This window comes from Escherichia sp. WS3227_2, from assembly GCF_046486495.1.
GTDB lineage: Bacteria > Pseudomonadota > Gammaproteobacteria > Enterobacterales > Enterobacteriaceae > Escherichia > Escherichia coli.
Genome location: NZ_JBJQLG010000013.1, coordinates 131,612 through 148,903, shown reverse-complemented (window position 1 = coordinate 148,903; position 17,292 = coordinate 131,612). Strand labels below are relative to the sequence as shown.

15 protein-coding genes, 6 tRNA genes and 1 other RNA gene are annotated in these 17,292 nt (G+C 50.3%); 13 read left to right on the top strand and 9 right to left on the bottom strand.

The features are described from left to right. Positions 1-286, top strand: a 286-nt coding sequence (locus ACJHXB_RS18585; protein ID WP_052931055.1) for an IS3 family transposase, incomplete at its 5' end; no start/stop codon positions are given. Between the two features lie 135 nt (positions 287-421). Here ACJHXB_RS18585 and ACJHXB_RS18580 read toward each other — a convergent pair. Further along, entirely contained in the window at positions 422-1,660 is a 1,239-nt protein-coding gene (locus ACJHXB_RS18580) for an Nramp family divalent metal transporter (RefSeq protein WP_000186368.1), read from the bottom strand. Between the two features lie 335 nt (positions 1,661-1,995). Between ACJHXB_RS18580 and nupC the strand changes: the two genes are divergently transcribed. Next, positions 1,996-3,198 carry a nucleoside permease NupC gene (gene nupC, locus ACJHXB_RS18575; RefSeq protein ID WP_000376337.1) on the top strand — a complete coding sequence of 401 codons (1,203 nt, stop codon included), beginning with the start codon at positions 1,996-1,998 and terminating at the stop codon, positions 3,196-3,198. Positions 3,199-3,247: 49 nt separating this feature from the next. Here the strand turns inward: nupC and ACJHXB_RS18570 are convergent, their stop codons facing one another. From ACJHXB_RS18570 to ACJHXB_RS18560, 3 genes are all read right to left on the bottom strand, one after another. Beyond that, positions 3,248-5,437 carry a sensor domain-containing phosphodiesterase gene (locus ACJHXB_RS18570; RefSeq protein ID WP_001364824.1) on the bottom strand — a complete coding sequence of 730 codons (2,190 nt, stop codon included), beginning with the start codon at positions 5,435-5,437 and terminating at the stop codon, positions 3,248-3,250. A gap of 207 nt (positions 5,438-5,644) precedes the next feature. Next, positions 5,645-5,720 (bottom strand) — tRNA-Ala (locus tag ACJHXB_RS18565). Between the two features lie 39 nt (positions 5,721-5,759). Further along, positions 5,760-5,835: transfer RNA gene (locus ACJHXB_RS18560), tRNA-Ala, on the bottom strand. 220 nt (positions 5,836-6,055) lie between these two features. Here ACJHXB_RS18560 and ACJHXB_RS18555 point away from each other — a divergent pair. Both ACJHXB_RS18555 and ACJHXB_RS18550 read left to right on the top strand, forming a co-directional pair. Further along, positions 6,056-6,415 carry a YfeC-like transcriptional regulator gene (locus ACJHXB_RS18555; RefSeq protein ID WP_000472024.1) on the top strand — a complete coding sequence of 120 codons (360 nt, stop codon included), beginning with the start codon at positions 6,056-6,058 and terminating at the stop codon, positions 6,413-6,415. Between the two features lies 1 nt (position 6,416). Continuing rightward, positions 6,417-6,809 (top strand): MerR family transcriptional regulator, encoded by a 393-nt coding sequence (locus tag ACJHXB_RS18550; protein WP_000826507.1) that lies wholly within the window; start codon positions 6,417-6,419, stop codon positions 6,807-6,809. A gap of 50 nt (positions 6,810-6,859) precedes the next feature. Here the strand turns inward: ACJHXB_RS18550 and gltX are convergent, their stop codons facing one another. Then, a complete protein-coding gene (gltX, locus tag ACJHXB_RS18545) occupies positions 6,860-8,275 on the bottom strand; it encodes a glutamate--tRNA ligase (protein ID WP_000695667.1) in 1,416 nt (471 codons plus the stop codon). A gap of 258 nt (positions 8,276-8,533) precedes the next feature. On the opposite strand from gltX, the gene ACJHXB_RS18540 reads away from it, so the two are divergent. The 6 genes from ACJHXB_RS18540 (at position 8,534) to ACJHXB_RS18515 (ending at position 9,551) form a co-directional block, all read left to right on the top strand. Continuing rightward, positions 8,534-8,609 (top strand) — tRNA-Val (locus ACJHXB_RS18540). 44 nt (positions 8,610-8,653) lie between these two features. Next, positions 8,654-8,729 (top strand) — tRNA-Val (locus ACJHXB_RS18535). A 46-nt stretch (positions 8,730-8,775) separates the two neighbouring features. Next, positions 8,776-8,851 (top strand) — tRNA-Val (locus ACJHXB_RS18530). 4 nt (positions 8,852-8,855) lie between these two features. Beyond that, a tRNA-Lys gene (locus ACJHXB_RS18525) sits at positions 8,856-8,931 on the top strand. A gap of 30 nt (positions 8,932-8,961) precedes the next feature. Next, positions 8,962-9,087: non-coding RNA, RtT sRNA (locus ACJHXB_RS18520), on the top strand. 122 nt (positions 9,088-9,209) lie between these two features. Next, a complete protein-coding gene (locus ACJHXB_RS18515; protein ID WP_000201404.1) occupies positions 9,210-9,551 on the top strand; it encodes a FlxA-like family protein in 342 nt (113 codons plus the stop codon). Here the strand turns inward: ACJHXB_RS18515 and ACJHXB_RS18510 are convergent. Next, entirely contained in the window at positions 9,542-10,468 is a 927-nt protein-coding gene (locus tag ACJHXB_RS18510) for a LysR family transcriptional regulator (protein ID WP_001109801.1), read from the bottom strand. The genes ACJHXB_RS18515 and ACJHXB_RS18510 overlap by 10 nt on opposite strands. An 89-nt stretch (positions 10,469-10,557) precedes the next feature. On the opposite strand from ACJHXB_RS18510, the gene ACJHXB_RS18505 reads away from it, so the two are divergent. Then, the gene (locus ACJHXB_RS18505; protein ID WP_000765603.1) at positions 10,558-11,556 is read left to right on the top strand and encodes a bile acid:sodium symporter family protein; all 999 of its coding nucleotides are present in this window, start codon (positions 10,558-10,560) and stop codon (positions 11,554-11,556) included. Here the strand turns inward: ACJHXB_RS18505 and ACJHXB_RS18500 are convergent. The 3 genes from ACJHXB_RS18500 to zipA all read right to left on the bottom strand — a co-directional run bounded on the left by ACJHXB_RS18500 (position 11,553) and on the right by zipA (position 14,857). Beyond that, positions 11,553-11,771 carry a DUF3820 family protein gene (locus ACJHXB_RS18500; protein WP_000410201.1) on the bottom strand — a complete coding sequence of 73 codons (219 nt, stop codon included), beginning with the start codon at positions 11,769-11,771 and terminating at the stop codon, positions 11,553-11,555. The two genes, ACJHXB_RS18505 and ACJHXB_RS18500, sit on opposite strands and share 4 nt — an antisense overlap. Before the next feature lies 1 nt (position 11,772). Next, positions 11,773-13,788, bottom strand: a complete 2,016-nt coding sequence (ligA, locus tag ACJHXB_RS18495) for an NAD-dependent DNA ligase LigA (protein WP_000443680.1) — start codon at positions 13,786-13,788, stop codon at positions 11,773-11,775. A gap of 70 nt (positions 13,789-13,858) precedes the next feature. After that, on the bottom strand, positions 13,859-14,857 hold the full coding sequence (gene zipA, locus ACJHXB_RS18490) for a cell division protein ZipA (RefSeq protein ID WP_001469417.1): 999 nt from the start codon (positions 14,855-14,857) through the stop codon (positions 13,859-13,861). 229 nt (positions 14,858-15,086) lie between these two features. Here zipA and cysZ point away from each other — a divergent pair, with 229 nt between their 5' ends. Together cysZ and cysK are read left to right on the top strand one after the other, a co-directional pair. Continuing rightward, positions 15,087-15,848: a sulfate transporter CysZ gene (gene cysZ / locus ACJHXB_RS18485; protein ID WP_000254839.1), complete on the top strand. Its 762-nt coding sequence runs from the start codon at positions 15,087-15,089 to the stop codon at positions 15,846-15,848. Between the two features lie 184 nt (positions 15,849-16,032). Beyond that, positions 16,033-17,004, top strand: coding sequence for a cysteine synthase A (cysK, locus tag ACJHXB_RS18480; protein WP_000034402.1), 972 nt, complete (start codon positions 16,033-16,035; stop codon positions 17,002-17,004). Positions 17,005-17,292 lie beyond the last annotated feature (288 nt).

Below are 17,292 nucleotides of genomic sequence, written 5' to 3'. Positions count from 1 at the left end.
TCAAGGGTGGCATTACCGGATAAAAAGTTATCAGTCTGCCCTGGCAGACAAAGGGTTAGTGCAGAGCATGTCGCGCAAGGGCAACTGCCTTGATAATGCGGTAATGGAGAATTTCTTTGGTCACCTGAAAGAAGAAATGTACTATCGCCGGGACTACAGAAGTGTAGAAGAGCTGGAAAATGCCGTTAACGAATACATAACTTACTGGAATCAAAAAAGAATAAAACTCAGTCTTGGGGGACTCAGCCCGGTAGAATACCGGACTGAGTATCAAAAAGCCGGTTAACTGAAACTGTCCAGGTTTTGGGGTTCAGTTCATAGTGCGTCTTGTCAGGCCTACAAACCGTCTCTTTAACGCGTAGGGCGGATAAGGCGTTTTACGCCGCATCCGCCAGTGATGCCTGGTACGACGCCAGTTGAACTACAACCCCAGCGCCGTACCCACTAACAACCAGATATTCAGCGCCACGACCAGCACCACAATCACACAGCCTGTCTGTTTTACGCGTTTACTGTTCACCAGATCGCCCATCAACTTACTGTCACTGGTAAAAATCAGCAGTGGAACCAGCGCCAGAGCGATACCAAAACTTAACAGCACCTGACTCATAACCAGAATCCGTGTCGGATCTAATCCCATCAGAATGACAATAAATGACGGCAACATAGTGACTGTACGACGCACCCACAGCGGGATATGAAAGCGAATGAAGCCCTGCATCACCACCTGCCCCGCTAGTGTCCCCACCACCGTTGAGGACAATCCGGCAGCAACCAGGCTTAATCCAAAGACCGTTGCTGCAGCATGGCTTAACAACGGTTGCAGCGTCAAATAAGCCTCATCAAGATCGGCAACACCAGTATGACCAGAAAAGTGGAACGCCGCCGCAGCTGTAGCCATCATCGCCAGATTGACAAAACCGGCAATAGTCATGGCGATAGCCACATCCCATTTGGTGGCGGAATAACGTTGTTGACGCGAACCGCCATGTAAATGCTGAGTGAGCGAGGAGTGCAAATAAATCACATGCGGCATAATCGTCGCCCCTAACACGCCTGCTGCCAGGAAGACCGCTTCCGAAGTAGGTAAACTCGGGATCACCATTCCTTTACCCAGCTGCGCCAGGTTAGGCTGGGAGAAAATCAACTCGACAATGTAAGCCGCGGCAACAAACAACAGTAACCCACCAATCACTTTCTCCAGCGGTTTTTGCCCGCGACGTTGCAGCATTAAAATCAGGAAAGTCGCGATCCCCGTCAGCACCGCGCCCTGCAACAACGAAACACCAAGAATGAGTTTAAAACCGATCGCCGCACCAATAAATTCCGCCAGGTCGGTTGCCATCGCAATAATTTCTGCCTGAACCCAATAGAACCACACTACGGGACGCGGATAGTGATCGCGAATCTGCTCCGCCAGATTTTTACCGGTGGCAATCCCCAGTTTGGCAGAGAGGATCTGAATCAGCATCGCCATCAGGTTGGCCCAAACGACAACCCACAGTAGCTGATAGCCGAAGCTGGCACCCGCCTGAATATTGGTCGCAAAGTTACCGGGATCGATATAACCAATCGCCGCAATGAACGCAGGTCCCATTAATGCGAGCCTCATCTTGCGCGCCGCCCGTCCGCTGCTACTCTCAACGCGATAGTTCGTCATCTTGTGCCTCTAAAACATAGCCTTTGCTATGTTTCATGCTATGCTAAACGATAATGATTATCAAATTCATTTAAATGGGTTGTGGTGATTTCTCTGATAGACCAGGATTATGACTACGAAAAGATTGATGACTTGAATGTTATGGTTATGTTTAATGTTAGCACATTTACATAACTTTCAGCTTTCATACACAACATAGCAGAAATGTATGACAGCTCACTATTTTTGAAGCTTGTCACAGGACGTCATTATAGTGTGTGTCAGATCTCGTTTTCCTTAACCATGTTACATAGAATGTGCACGGAAATTTAACCTGCCTCATATTTGGAGCAAATATGGACCGCGTCCTTCATTTTGTACTGGCACTTGCCGTTGTTGCGATTCTCGCACTGCTGGTAAGCAGCGACCGCAAAAAAATTCGTATCCGTTATGTTATTCAACTGCTTGTTATCGAAGTGTTACTGGCGTGGTTCTTCCTGAACTCCGACGTTGGTTTAGGCTTCGTGAAAGGCTTCTCCGAAATGTTCGAAAAACTGCTCGGATTTGCCAACGAAGGGACTAACTTCGTCTTTGGTAGCATGAATGATCAAGGCCTGGCATTCTTCTTCCTGAAAGTGCTGTGCCCAATCGTCTTTATCTCTGCATTGATCGGTATTCTCCAGCACATTCGCGTGTTGCCGGTGATTATCCGCGCAATTGGTTTCCTGCTCTCCAAAGTCAACGGCATGGGCAAACTGGAATCCTTTAACGCCGTCAGCTCCCTGATTCTTGGTCAGTCTGAAAACTTTATTGCCTATAAAGATATCCTTGGCAAAATCTCCCGTAACCGTATGTACACCATGGCAGCAACGGCGATGTCCACCGTGTCGATGTCCATCGTTGGTGCATACATGACCATGCTGGAACCGAAATACGTCGTTGCAGCGCTGGTACTGAACATGTTCAGCACCTTTATCGTGCTGTCGCTGATCAACCCTTACCGTGTTGATGCCAGCGAAGAGAACATTCAGATGTCCAACCTGCACGAAGGTCAGAGCTTCTTCGAAATGCTGGGTGAATACATTCTGGCAGGTTTCAAAGTTGCCATTATCGTTGCCGCAATGCTGATCGGCTTTATCGCCCTGATCGCCGCGCTGAACGCACTGTTTGCTACCGTGACTGGCTGGTTTGGCTACAGCATCTCCTTCCAGGGCATCCTGGGCTACATCTTCTATCCGATTGCATGGGTGATGGGTGTTCCTTCCAGTGAAGCACTGCAAGTGGGCAGTATCATGGCGACCAAACTGGTTTCCAACGAGTTCGTTGCGATGATGGATCTGCAGAAAATTGCTTCCACGCTCTCTCCGCGTGCTGAAGGCATCATCTCTGTGTTCCTGGTTTCCTTCGCTAACTTCTCTTCAATCGGGATTATCGCAGGTGCAGTTAAAGGCCTGAATGAAGAGCAAGGTAACGTGGTTTCTCGCTTCGGTCTGAAACTGGTTTACGGCTCTACCCTGGTGAGTGTGCTGTCTGCGTCAATCGCAGCACTGGTGCTGTAAAACCATACATAAAAAAGCCGGGGATCATTCCCCGGCTTTTTTACGCCTGTTAATCAGCTAATGGCTGCGGGCGACCAATCAAATACCCTTGCAGATATTGCACCCCGAGCTTATGCAATAGCGCCTGCTGCTGTTGCGTCTCGACAAACTCCGCGACCACACTCAATGACTTCGCTTTCGCCAGATCGGTAATTGATCTCACAATCATCGCATCCAGCGTATTCGTGACGATATCTTTCACAAAGACACCATCAATTTTGATGATATCAGCCTGCAAACGCTTTAACCGTTCGTAGTTGGCATAGCCGGTGCCAAAGTCATCAATCGCAATCCGGAAGCCAAACTTATGCAGTTGCTCGATGTTGTACATGCTGCTTTCTGCGTTAGAAAACGCCTGCTCCTCGGTGATCTCAAGAATGACCGCCTGCGGGGAGATGTGATAACGCTTAAACAGACGAATAATCCGCCCGGCAATATTCTTTTGCAGCAGCGTGAGCGGCATTAAATTGACTGAAAAGCGCGGACCTTTTTTGTCGCAAGGGTGTGTTGCCAGCCACTTCAACAAGGATTCCAGCACTTGCAAATCAAAACGCGCGCTAAGGTTAAACTGAGCAATAAGGGGCAGAAACTTATCCGGGGTCATAATGCCGCCGTCATATTTCAGTCGCGCGAGGATTTCATCATAACCTTCACCCTCTTTGTTGCGAATTGGCTGGGCGTAGAGCAGCAAATCCCCCTGATCTAACGCCGTGCGAATGGTATTCAGCAATAGCACCTGTTTAGTGGTCTGCCCGGAAACCATCTCCTCTCTGCTATCCAGCGCCAGCACATGATGATGTGCACAGGATTGCTCCGCCAGCCAGCTTAACTGCCCCAACAAGGGTTGCAGGGTTTCCTGATTTCCATCAAAACGCCCCCAGGCAGCACCATAGCCCATATCCAGCCCGGTATTGTTCCAGTGAATTTGCCGACTATTCAGGATGTTAACCATATGCTGGAGTCGCCCTTCCGTTTCCGGCCCGCTCAGCACTAACAGCAGTTCACTACCCGGCAATTGATACAACTTTTCGTTTTCCTGCATCAACGGCAGCAGCGTACGGTAAATTGATCGGATACAGTGAACGCGCATCATTAAGCCGTAATGACGACTCATAAACTCAAGATTATCAATGCGCAGGCAGCAAAAACTCTTGCCCGCCTCTTGCTCCGGCGCTTGTTCTAACGCACGAAAGTTGGGTAGGAGCGTTAACGGATCGGTCAGCGCCTGCAAATGCCAGCGGCGATTAAGCCATTCACTGCGATGATAAATGCGCACCATATAGAGCAGGCAAACGCTAAAGGAAATCAGCACCGCGAGAATAAATGCCAGCGAATATTCGGTTTCCACCCCTTGCAAAAAGTTCTGGTTGTAATTCAGAAGGCAAAGCGTTGAAACAGCCCAGGTGAGATTTAAAAACGGATAGCGGAGCTTACCGACCCCGAGGGTAAAGATAATGAAGAAAACGGGCACCAGGTAACCGGCAATAAAGTCATTTTCATACGGTGTGCACAGCAGAAGTAGCAGCACGCTTAACGCTGCCAGCCAGCTTAAGGTAAATGCGCGTTTCTCTTTGCCCAACGACGGAGCGATATCCCTGCGCCACAATATCTGCGCAAAGTGGGGACTTACAATCATGCGAGTGAGATAGTAGAAAAGCATGTTGTAAATCAGCACAGCGGTGAAAAGGCTTAGTAAATCAACGACTGTGAAAATGGCATCCGCATCGCCGAAAAAGGTGGATATCTTTAGCGGGAAATCAAAAAAGCTCCCCACAAGATACATGCTGCATTTGATGCCGATCGGCGTCACCAAACCAAGCCAGAAAAGACGTTGCCAGACATATCGGCTGGTCAATCCATAACGCCAACGCGTCCCCAGCTGCCAGCGTAATATTGCGCAGGCACACAACACCACAAACGTCTGGCTGCCGAGCATGACCGCGGTCTGTAAAAAAGAGAGATGAAAGTTCCACAGATTGGTGCAAAACATCCCGCATAAAACGGGAACGACACCGCGCCAGCCAAAGATAAACAAGATTGACAGCATTACGCACAGTGGCATCCACGCCAGAAAGATATAACTGGAATGGATAATGGCAAGTGGCGAAATAAAACGGGATAGCTGAATAAGTACCACGGTGAGCGTAAACGCTAGTGTGAATATCTTGATATTTTTTATCAGGTTATGCTCCACAAACATGAGTACACTACTCTCACTGATCGGGGTTTTCAGGCACACAAATAATAAGTTTATTCGCATCGCGAAGCAAACAGGGGCCAGCCTGTTGCCGATTTTTCATCCAATGATGCTTTCACCAGGCGGCGCTAACCCGGACGTAGACTGTATTACAAAAGCGGCAAAAAGCAGAGACAAAAAACCCCCGCTTTACAGCGAGGGTTTGAAATTTGGTGGAGCTAAGCGGGATCGAACCGCTGACCTCTTGCATGCCATGCAAGCGCTCTCCCAGCTGAGCTATAGCCCCACGATGCGTTTACGTACCAAATTTGCTGGGTGCAAAATTTGGTGGAGCTAAGCGGGATCGAACCGCTGACCTCTTGCATGCCATGCAAGCGCTCTCCCAGCTGAGCTATAGCCCCGTCACGTAAAGCTTGTCGAGTTGACGGGCGGCATCATATGAATTCCGCCCGAATGTGTCAACGGCAAATTGCAACGTGTAGTTTCAATCGCTGAAAAATCAGGCAAATGAACAATTTTGGAAAACCGCTCGCATTCAGTAGTTATTCATGTCACGGTTTCCTGTAAAGTGGTGTTATAAAATGAACGACTAATAGACCCACATACATTCAGGGAATTGTTATGTTCAAGGAGAGGATGACACCAGATGAACTTGCCAGACTGACCGGCTATAGCCGCCAGACCATTAATAAATGGGTACGCAAGGAAGGCTGGACAACGTCACCAAAACCTGGCGTCCAGGGTGGCAAAGCCCGACTGGTTCACGTCAATGAACAGGTTCGTGAATATATTCGCAATGCTGAACGTCCAGAAGGTCAGGGAGAAGCGCCTGCCCTGTCTAGTGATGCGCCGCTTGAAGTGTTGCTGGTGACACTGGCGAAAGAGATGACGCCAGTTGAACAAAAACAGTTTACATCCTTGCTTCTGCGGGAAGGGATTATCGGATTATTACAACGCTTAGGGATTCGCGATAGCAAATAATATGAAAAGATTACGCAATAAAATGACCACCGAAGAACTGGCTGAATGCCTCGGTGTGGCTAAACAAACTGTTAACCGTTGGATCAGAGAAAAAGGCTGGAAAACGGAAAAATTTCCTGGCGTGAAAGGCGGTCGTGCCAGACTTATTCTGGTCGATACGCAAGTTTGCGAGTTTATTCAGAACACGCCTGCGTTCCATAACACACCAATGTTGATGGAAGCTGAAGAGAGAATTGCTGAATACGCTCCTGGAGCACGCGCCCCGGCGTATCGACAAATCATCAGCGCAATAGACAACATGACTCACAGTGAGCAGGAAAAAGTTGCGCAATTTTTGTCACGCGAAGGAATTCGCAATTTCCTCGCCCGTCTCGATATTGACGAATCAGCATAAATAAAAAACGGCAGGGGTATCTCTCCTGCCGTTTATCTTTTATGCGCTAATTACTGCTGATTTTCGCGTTCAGCAATAAAAGCCAGCGCTTTGTTGATACGCTCGATACTGCGGGTCTTACCAATTGCGTGAACGGTAACATCCAGTGCTGGAGACTGCCCCGCACCGGTTACGGCGACACGCAGCGGCATACCAACTTTACCCATACCCACTTCCAGCTCATCCGCCGTCGCCTGAATAGCGTGATGAACGTTTTCAGCGGTCCAGTCAGTAATCGCAGTCAGTTTGTCACGAACCACTTCCAGCGGCTGACGCGCAACCGGACGCAGATGTTTTTTCGCGGCGTCGGCATCGAACTCAGTAAAATCTTCGTAGAAATAGCGGCAGCTCTGTGCCATCTCTTTCAGCGTCTTGCAGCGTTCACCCAGTAGTTTCACCAGATCAGCCAGCTGCGGGCCGTTACGGGTATCGATATTTTCCTGCTCAATGTGCCACTGTAAGTGAGTAGCAACATACTCCGGCGGCAGCGCGTTAATGTAGTGATGGTTCAGCCACAGCAGCTTGTCGGTGTTGAACGCACTGGCAGATTTGCTGACGGCATTCAGAGTGAAGTATTTGATCATCTCTTCACGAGTGAAGATTTCCTGATCGCCGTGGGACCAGCCCAGACGCACCAGATAGTTCAGCAGTGCTTCGGGCAAATAACCGTCATCACGATACTGCATTACGCTGACCGCCCCGTGACGTTTGGACAGTTTTTTACCGTCATCGCCGTTGATCATAGAAACGTGCGCGTAAACCGGTACCGGCGCTTTCAGGGCTTTAAGAATGTTGATCTGGCGTGGCGTGTTGTTGATATGGTCTTCGCCACGGATAACATGGGTGATTTCCATATCCCAGTCGTCAACCACCACACAGAAGTTATAGGTTGGGGAACCATCGGTACGGCGAATGATCAGATCATCCAGCTCCTGGTTGCTGAACTCGATCGGGCCACGGATCTGATCGTCAAAAACAACAGAACCTTCCTGCGGGTTAGCAAAACGTACAACGCACGGTTCATCATCAGCATGATGCTCATGGCTGTGGCGGCAGCGACCGTCATAACGCGGCTTCTCACCTTTCGCCATTTGCTCTTCGCGCAGCGCTTCCAGGCGCTCTTTAGAGCAATAGCATTTATAAGCAGTGCCCTCTTCCAGCATCTGATCGATCACCGCGTTGTAGCGATCAAAACGTTTGGTCTGGTAGTACGGACCTTCATCCCACTCCAGGCTCAGCCAGTTCATGCCATCCATAATGGCTTCGATAGCTTCCGGCGTGGAACGCTCAAGATCGGTGTCTTCAATACGCAGCACGAACTCACCGCCGTGGTTACGTGCAAAAAGCCAGGAGTAAAGAGCAGTACGCGCGCCGCCAACGTGCAGATAGCCTGTTGGGCTTGGCGCGAAGCGAGTTTTGATTTTCATGAAATGGCCTTACGTTTAGAAAGATGCCGACAACCGGCAAATCCTGGAAAAATTGAGTGGGCGATATTCTATCACTCCCGCCTGATTCCTCAATGTAGTTCGGGTTGCAACCTTACGCATTATTGTTTTCGTTGACAAATTGCGCAACACGGTCTGTTTTGCGATCATCTTGCTTAAATTTACGACGAACGAACAATTTCTTTAGAAAATGCGTTGACTCATTTTGAACTCTCCCTATAATGCGACTCCACACAGCGGGGGTGATTAGCTCAGCTGGGAGAGCACCTCCCTTACAAGGAGGGGGTCGGCGGTTCGATCCCGTCATCACCCACCAACTACTTTATGTAGTCTCCGCCGTGTAGCAAGAAATTGAGAAGTGGGTGATTAGCTCAGCTGGGAGAGCACCTCCCTTACAAGGAGGGGGTCGGCGGTTCGATCCCGTCATCACCCACCACTTTCTCGCCAGCTAAATTTCTTGTAAAAATGTGAAGTACCGAAGTGGGTGATTAGCTCAGCTGGGAGAGCACCTCCCTTACAAGGAGGGGGTCGGCGGTTCGATCCCGTCATCACCCACCACTTCGGGTCGTTAGCTCAGTTGGTAGAGCAGTTGACTTTTAATCAATTGGTCGCAGGTTCGAATCCTGCACGACCCACCAATGTAAAAAAGCGCCCTAAAGGCGCTTTTTTGCTATCTGCGATACTCAAAGATTCGAACCTGCAGCAGGTTCGAGTTGAGCGCAGCGAAACAACGGAGCCGCTCGCGGCGACGGCCCGAAGGGCGAGCGAAGCGAGTCATCCTGCACGACCCACCAACAATGTAAAAAAGCGCCCTAAAGGCGCTTTTTTACTATATGCGGTTTGTAAGATTGATTTTTCTTCTCAAGTTCCTTGTTCTTCTGCCGATATTACCTCGTACAGTGACGAGGACTGAACAATGGCCACTATCTCTTCAACTTCAATTCCTTCCATACAAACACAGAGTAGTAACAGGGCATCAGAAGGTAGCGATGTTGCTTCACAAATTGCGCGGATAAGTCAGCAAATCATCAAACTCACTCAACAAATTAAAGAGATTGCAGACACTAGCGGCAGTGCTGAAGACAAGCAAAAACAGGCCGAATTGATTCAGCAGCAAATCACCCTACTGGAAACACAACTGGCGCAGTTGCAGAGACAGCAGGCAGAAAAAGCGCAGGAGAAAGAGCAGCGTTTGTCTCTGAATGCATCCCTTCCAAATCCTGTTGAAAAAACGACTCATATCGATATCTATATCTGATACAGCGGATCCCCTTCCCGCCCAGCCATTAGCGCACGGCCCTGGTCTCGTACCACGTCCCATAACGCTTCAGCGGCGGTGGAAAGTGAACGGTTCTTCCTGCGCACCAGCATCAACTGGCGTTCAACCACCGGCGTAATGCGCTTTACCACCAGTGGGCTACCTTCAGGCAATGGTAGCGCCAGTGCGGGAAGAATACTGATGCCGATGCCTGCGGCTACCATCGGGAACAGCGTCGCCGGATGTCCAATCTCCTGCACAATATTCACCTGAATACCATTGCGCGCCAGCGCTGCGTCAATCAGCGGTCGGCTGCCTGACGCGTAATCCTGCAACACCAATTTCGCTCCCTGTAATGCCTGCCAGGGTACATAATCTTCCACGGCCAAAGCGCTATCGCGATGGCAAAGCAGAAAGAAAGGCTCGGAAAGAATCGCTTCACATTGCAGATCGCCCACTGGGCCTGGATCGATGACGATGCCAAAGTCGACATCTCCCTGACGAATACTTTCCATCACCCACTGCTGCGGACGATCGTGCAGGACAAACTGAATATCTGGATAGCGGCGATGGCTTTCAGCAATGCATTGCGGAATAAGATGCGCGGAAATGGTCTGGCTGGCAGCGACCCGAACTTTTCCGCTCAGTTGTTGCCCCATACGCCCGGTATCGCGCAACGTGCTGTTAAGTTCATCCAGCAGTCGCTCAAGACGCAAAGCCAACTGCTGCCCTGCATCTGTAAGCACCACTTCACGCGTGGTTCTGTCCAGCAGGCGAACACCAGTATGATTTTCCAGCTCCTTCACACTGTGACTTACTGCCGACTGGCTCAGGCCGATACGCTCTCCTGCACGACTAAAACTTTTCTCCTGCGCTACTGTGACGAAAACCTTTAATTGTTTTAAAGAATAATTCATCTGTTTTCTTCATGAATGGATGCAATAAATCAATTTTATTTCTCAAACTGGAAGAAGCACAATAGAACCATCGATCATCTGGAGTCTTTATGAAACTTTTTCGTATCCTCGATCCTTTCACCTTAACCCTGATCACGGTGGTGTTGCTGGCCTCTTTCTTTCCGGCCAGAGGCGATTTCGTCCCCTTCTTTGAAAATCTGACCACCGCAGCGATTGCCCTGCTGTTTTTTATGCACGGCGCGAAGTTGTCGCGTGAGGCGATTATTGCTGGCGGTGGTCACTGGCGACTGCATTTGTGGGTAATGTGCAGCACTTTCGTGCTGTTTCCGATTCTGGGTGTACTGTTTGCCTGGTGGAAACCGGTAAATGTCGACCCGATGCTCTACTCCGGTTTTCTCTACTTGTGCATTCTCCCGGCTACCGTGCAGTCTGCAATCGCCTTTACTTCAATGGCGGGCGGTAACGTCGCGGCAGCAGTTTGTTCTGCGTCAGCATCCAGCCTGTTGGGGATTTTCCTTTCACCATTGCTGGTTGGTCTGGTGATGAATGTTCACGGTGCGGGAGGCAGCCTTGAGCAGGTCGGTAAAATTATGCTGCAATTGCTGCTGCCGTTTGTATTGGGGCATCTTTCCCGGCCGTGGATTGGTGACTGGGTGTCGCGCAATAAAAAATGGATTGCGAAAACTGACCAGACGTCCATTCTGTTGGTGGTTTATACAGCGTTCAGCGAAGCCGTCGTTAATGGTATCTGGCATAAAGTTGGCTGGGGATCATTGCTGTTTATCGTGGTGGTCAGCTGCGTTCTTCTGGCTATCGTGATTGTAGTTAACGTCTTTATGGCACGCCGACTGGGCTTCAATAAGGCAGATGAAATTACTATCGTCTTTTGTGGTTCGAAAAAGAGTCTGGCAAATGGCATCCCGATGGCAAACATTCTTTTCCCCACATCGGTGATCGGTATGATGGTGCTGCCTCTGATGATTTTCCATCAGATCCAATTGATGGTCTGTGCGGTGCTGGCGCGTCGATACAAACACCAGACCGAACAGTTACAGGCGCAGCAGGAAAGCCGCGCCAATAAAGCTTAAAGAGGACGCTTCAGGGGCTGGACCAGTTGCGTCAGCCCCTCAGTTTTAATCAGCAGCGTGATTTGCATTAGCTCACCGAGCTTCCCTGCCGGGAACTCATCTTTGCGGGCAAACCACAGAAGATACTCCTCCGGCAGGTCGATTAAGCGACGCCCTTTGTATTTGCCAAACGGCATTATCGTATTGGCTATTTCAATCAGCTGCTCTTTTTCCATCTCAGCTACCCAGCAAACGCAGCATTTCCGCTTCGTCGATGACTTCAATGCCCAGTTCCTGCGCCTTCGCCAGTTTAGATCCTGCAGCTTCACCCGCTATCACCAGATCGGTTTTCTTCGACACGCTGCCCGCGACTTTCGCGCCCAGTTCGACCAGTCGAGCTTTAGCGTCATCACGCGACATCTGGCTTAAGCTGCCCGTAAGCACCACGGTTTTACCAGCAAACGGGCTGTCAATCTCTTCCACGTTAATCACCACCGGCGCAGGCCAGTGAACGCCTTCCGCCAACAGCTCGCTGATGACATTGCGGTTGCTTTCTTCGGCAAAGAAGTTGTGAACGTGGGAGGCAACGACAATGCCAACATCAGGCACCTTTTGCAGCTCTTCAATCGAAGCGGCTTCCAGCGCTTCCAGCGTGCCGAAATATGCCGCCAGACCTGCTGCGGTGGCCTCGCCGACTTCACGGATGCCAAGTGCATAGAGGAAGCGGGCAAAGGTGGTTTCTTTCGCTTTTTCCAGCGCGTTAACCACATTTTGTGCCGATTTCGGCCCCATGCGCTCCAGTCCGGTCAGTTTGCCTGCGGTGAGTTTGAACAGATCCGCCGGAGTGTGGACATATTCTTTTTCAACCAGCTGATCGATGATTTTGTCGCCCATACCGTCAACGTCCATCGCACGGCGGGAAACAAAGTGTTTCAGCGACTCTTTACGCTGCGCACCGCAAATCAGGCCACCGGTACAGCGGGCAACCGCTTCTCCTTCCACACGCTCAACGTCAGAACCACATACCGGACAATGCGTCGGGAATACAACCTCACGGGTATCTTCCGGGCGTTCAGAAAGCACGACGTTAACCACCTGCGGGATCACGTCGCCAGCGCGGCGAATCACCACTTTATCGCCAATGCGTAAACCAAGACGTTCGATTTCATCCGCATTGTGTAAGGTTGCGTTACTCACCAGCACGCCTGCAACATGGACAGGTTCCAGACGCGCAACAGGCGTAATCGCGCCAGTACGCCCAACCTGAAACTCGACGTCACGCACAAAGGTCATCTGTTCCTGCGCCGGGAATTTAAACGCTACCGCCCAGCGCGGGGCACGCGCGACAAAGCCAAGCTGCTCCTGCTGTGTCAGTGAGTTGACCTTAATCACCACGCCGTCGATATCAAAGCCCAGCGTCGGGCGGTCTTCTTCCACTTTGTGATAGAACGCCAGCACTTCTTCCGCCGATTCACAAAGCGTTACCCGGTCGCTGACCGGCAAACCCCACTTTTTAAATTGCAGTAAACGGCCAAGATGAGTATTCGGCAGCTCGCCACCTTCCAGAATACCGACGCCATAGCAGAAAAAAGTGAGCGGTCGCTTCGCTGTAATACGCGGATCAAGCTGACGCAGTGAACCAGCAGCCGCATTACGTGGGTTAGCAAACACTTTCCCGCCCGTGCGTCGCGCATCTTCGTTAATCTTTTCGAACCCCGCCTGCGGCAGGAACACTTCACCACGCACTTCCAGACGCGCCGGGATATTCTCTCCGTGTAGCTTCAGCGGAATGGCGCGAATAGTACGCACATTAGACGTGATATCTTCCCCGGTAGTACCATCGCCACGCGTCGCGGCACTGACCAAAACGCCATTTTCATACAGAATACTGACAGCAAGGCCATCCAGCTTCAGCTCACAGCACCAGGTGACTTTCTCGTTGCTTTTCAGACGGTCCTGCACACGTTTGTTGAAAGCAAGAAAGCTTTCTTCATCAAAAACGTTATCCAGCGACAGCATTGGCACTTCATGGCGGATCTGGCTGAAAGCCGCCAGCGGCGCAGCACCTACACGTTGGGTAGGCGAATCAGGCGTAATCAGTTCTGGATGTTTGGTTTCCAGCTCGCGCAGTTCGCGCATCAGTCTGTCGTATTCAGCGTCGGGAATTTCCGGCGCATCCATCACATGATAAAGATATTCATGATGGCGAAGCGTCGTTCGCAGTTCTGTCAGTTGTTGTTCGATTGATTCCATATCGCACCATCAATGCTAAAAACCCCCGACAAGCGGGGGTTCGAAGAGGAGTTAATTTGCCTTAAGTGTATCAGGCGTTGGCGTCTTTGACTTCGCGGATGATGTCCTGGTACTCGCGCAATTTCTGCGGAGTCATCATACGGCGCTGATCGTCAAGCACTACACCGCCCACTTCATCGGCAATATGCTGCGCAGATTGCAGCATCAGCTTGAAGTTCTGCAGCTCGTCACCGTAAGACGGTACCTGCATAAAGATAGTGACACCCGGAGTAGTGAAATCCTTCATTTCAGGATCAAAGGTTCCCGGTTTCACCATATTCGCCAGGCTGAATAACGCCGGGCCGCTGCCATCCGGGCTAAGATGACGATGGTAAATATTCATATCGCCAAAAATGAAGCCCGCTTGTTGAATGCTGTTAAGAAGCAGTTCACCGTTTAGCTCGCTACCGTGATGCGCCGCGACGTTCATGATAATCACCGCTTCTTTACGCTTCGGTTTATCCATAACTGGAGCCGGTTCCGCTACAGGCTCAGGCTGTGGTACCGCTACGGGTTCTGCAGGCTGGAAAGCCTGTTGTGCCGGTTGCGGTGCTGAATGCACTGGCTGCGGCGCTGACGCGACTTGTGGCGAAACTGGCTGCTGCAACGGCTGTTCAGGCTGCGGCTGATAGGCAGGCTGCTGCACGGGTTGCTGCACCGGCTGCGCTGGACGCGGAGCATGTTGCGGCGGTACCTGCGCTTCAGGCGGCTGCTGGACCGGTTGACGCGGCTGCGCAGACGCATAAGGCGGTTGGTACTGGTGTTGCGGCGACGGACGAGCAGCCTCATGCTCCTGGGCGTTAGCCGGGGCATGATTCACGCGGTGAACACGAACCTCACCAACGCCCTCATCATCTTCGACATCCTCGTCATAAGAATCGTCGTCACGTTTTGACTTCATTCGTTTTAATGGCCGATCGCGGAACATAGAAGATCGTTCTTTACGGCTGGTCCAGAAACCATGTACCAGTAAAGCGATTATGGCGATCGCGCCAACAATGATTAATATCAGACGCAAATCCTGCATCATTATATTCTCTGTTGTTCTAACACCTTGCCACCACGGCAAACATTTACTCACTAAGAGTATTTGCCGATTACCTCAAGTGCAAGTGCACTATTAACTTTCACAGCACAAAGATAGATGAAATCGTGCTTTTTGCTGTTTTTTCGAACATATCCTAACTGTCCATTGCGCAATTACCCGGTAAAATACGCAGAATTTTCCTGGGATTGGTCAAAAGGAGCTCATCCTGATTATGGTTTCATCATTCACATCTGCCCCACGCAGCGGTTTTTACTATTTTGCGCAAGGCTGGAAGCTCGTCTCGCAACCTGGGATTCGGCGTTTCGTTATTTTACCGCTGCTGGTCAATATTTTGTTGATGGGGGGCGCATTCTGGTGGCTCTTTACGCAACTCGATGTCTGGATCCCGACTCTCATGAGTTATGTTCCGGACTGGTTACAATGGCTGAGCTATCTGTTGTGGCCTCTGGCAGTCATCTCCGTGCTGTTAGTGTTTGGCTATTTCTTCTCAACGATTGCTAACTGGATTGCCGCTCCGTTTAACGGTTTATTGGCTGAACAACTGGAAGCACGATTGACTGGCGCTACACCGCCAGATACCGGGATTTTCGGTATCATGAAAGATGTGCCGCGAATCATGAAACGCGAATGGCAAAAATTTGCGTGGTATCTGCCGCGCGCAATTGTATTGCTAATTCTTTACTTCATCCCTGGTATTGGGCAAACCGTCGCGCCGGTACTGTGGTTCCTGTTTAGCGCCTGGATGTTAGCCATCCAGTATTGCGATTACCCCTTCGATAACCACAAAGTGCCGTTTAAAGAGATGCGCACCGCCCTGCGCACACGCAAAATCACCAATATGCAGTTTGGTGCTTTAACCAGCCTGTTTACGATGATCCCTCTGCTTAATCTGTTCATCATGCCCGTTGCCGTTTGTGGTGCGACGGCGATGTGGGTCGATTGCTATCGCGATAAACACGCGATGTGGCGGTAACAATCTACCGGTTATTTTGTAAACCGCTTGTGTGAAACAGGGGTGGCTTATGCCGCCCCTTATTCCATCTTGCATGTCATTATTTCCCTTCTGCATATAGATATGCTAAATCCTTACTTCCGCATATTCTCTGAGCGGGTATGCTACCTGTTGTATCCCAATTTCATACAGTTAAGGACAGGCCATGAGTAAGATTTTTGAAGATAACTCGCTGACTATCGGTCACACGCCGCTGGTTCGCCTGAATCGCATCGGTAACGGACGCATTCTGGCGAAGGTGGAATCTCGTAACCCCAGCTTCAGCGTTAAGTGCCGTATCGGTGCCAACATGATTTGGGATGCCGAAAAACGCGGCGTGCTGAAACCAGGCGTTGAACTGGTTGAACCAACCAGCGGTAATACCGGGATTGCACTGGCCTATGTCGCTGCCGCTCGCGGTTACAAACTTACCCTGACCATGCCAGAAACCATGAGTATTGAACGCCGCAAGCTGCTGAAAGCGTTAGGTGCAAACCTGGTGCTGACCGAAGGTGCTAAAGGCATGAAAGGCGCAATCCAAAAAGCAGAAGAAATTGTCGCCAGCAATCCAGAGAAATACCTGCTGCTGCAACAATTCAGCAATCCGGCAAACCCTGAAATTCACGAAAAAACCACCGGTCCGGAGATCTGGGAAGATACCGACGGTCAGGTTGATGTATTTATTGCTGGCGTTGGGACTGGCGGTACGCTGACCGGCGTCAGCCGCTACATTAAAGGCACCAAAGGCAAGACCGATCTTATCTCTGTCGCCGTTGAGCCAACCGATTCTCCAGTTATCGCCCAGGCACTGGCTGGTGAAGAGATTAAACCTGGCCCGCATAAAATTCAGGGTATTGGCGCAGGTTTTATCCCGGCTAACCTCGATCTCAAGCTGGTCGATAAAGTCATTGGCATCACCAATGAAGAAGCCATTTCTACCGCGCGTCGTCTGATGGAAGAAGAAGGTATTCTTGCTGGTATCTCTTCTGGAGCAGCTGTTGCTGCGGCGTTGAAACTACAAGAAGATGAAAGCTTTACCAACAAGAATATTGTGGTTATTCTACCGTCATCGGGTGAGCGTTATTTAAGCACCGCATTGTTTGCCGATCTCTTCACTGAGAAAGAATTGCAACAGTAATGCCAGCTTGTTAAAAATGCGTAAAAAAGCACCTTTTCAGGTGCTTTTTTGTGGCCTGCTTCAAACTTTCGCCCCTCCTGGCATTGATTCAGCCTGTCGGAACTGGTATTTAACCAGACTAATTATTTTGATGCGCGAAATTAATCGTTACAGGAAAAGCCAAAGCTGAATCGATTTTATGATTTGGTTCAATTCTTCCTTTAGCGGCATAATGTTTAATGACGTACGAAACGTCAGCGGTCAACACCCGCCAGCAATGGACTGTATTGCGCTCTTCGTGCGTCGCGT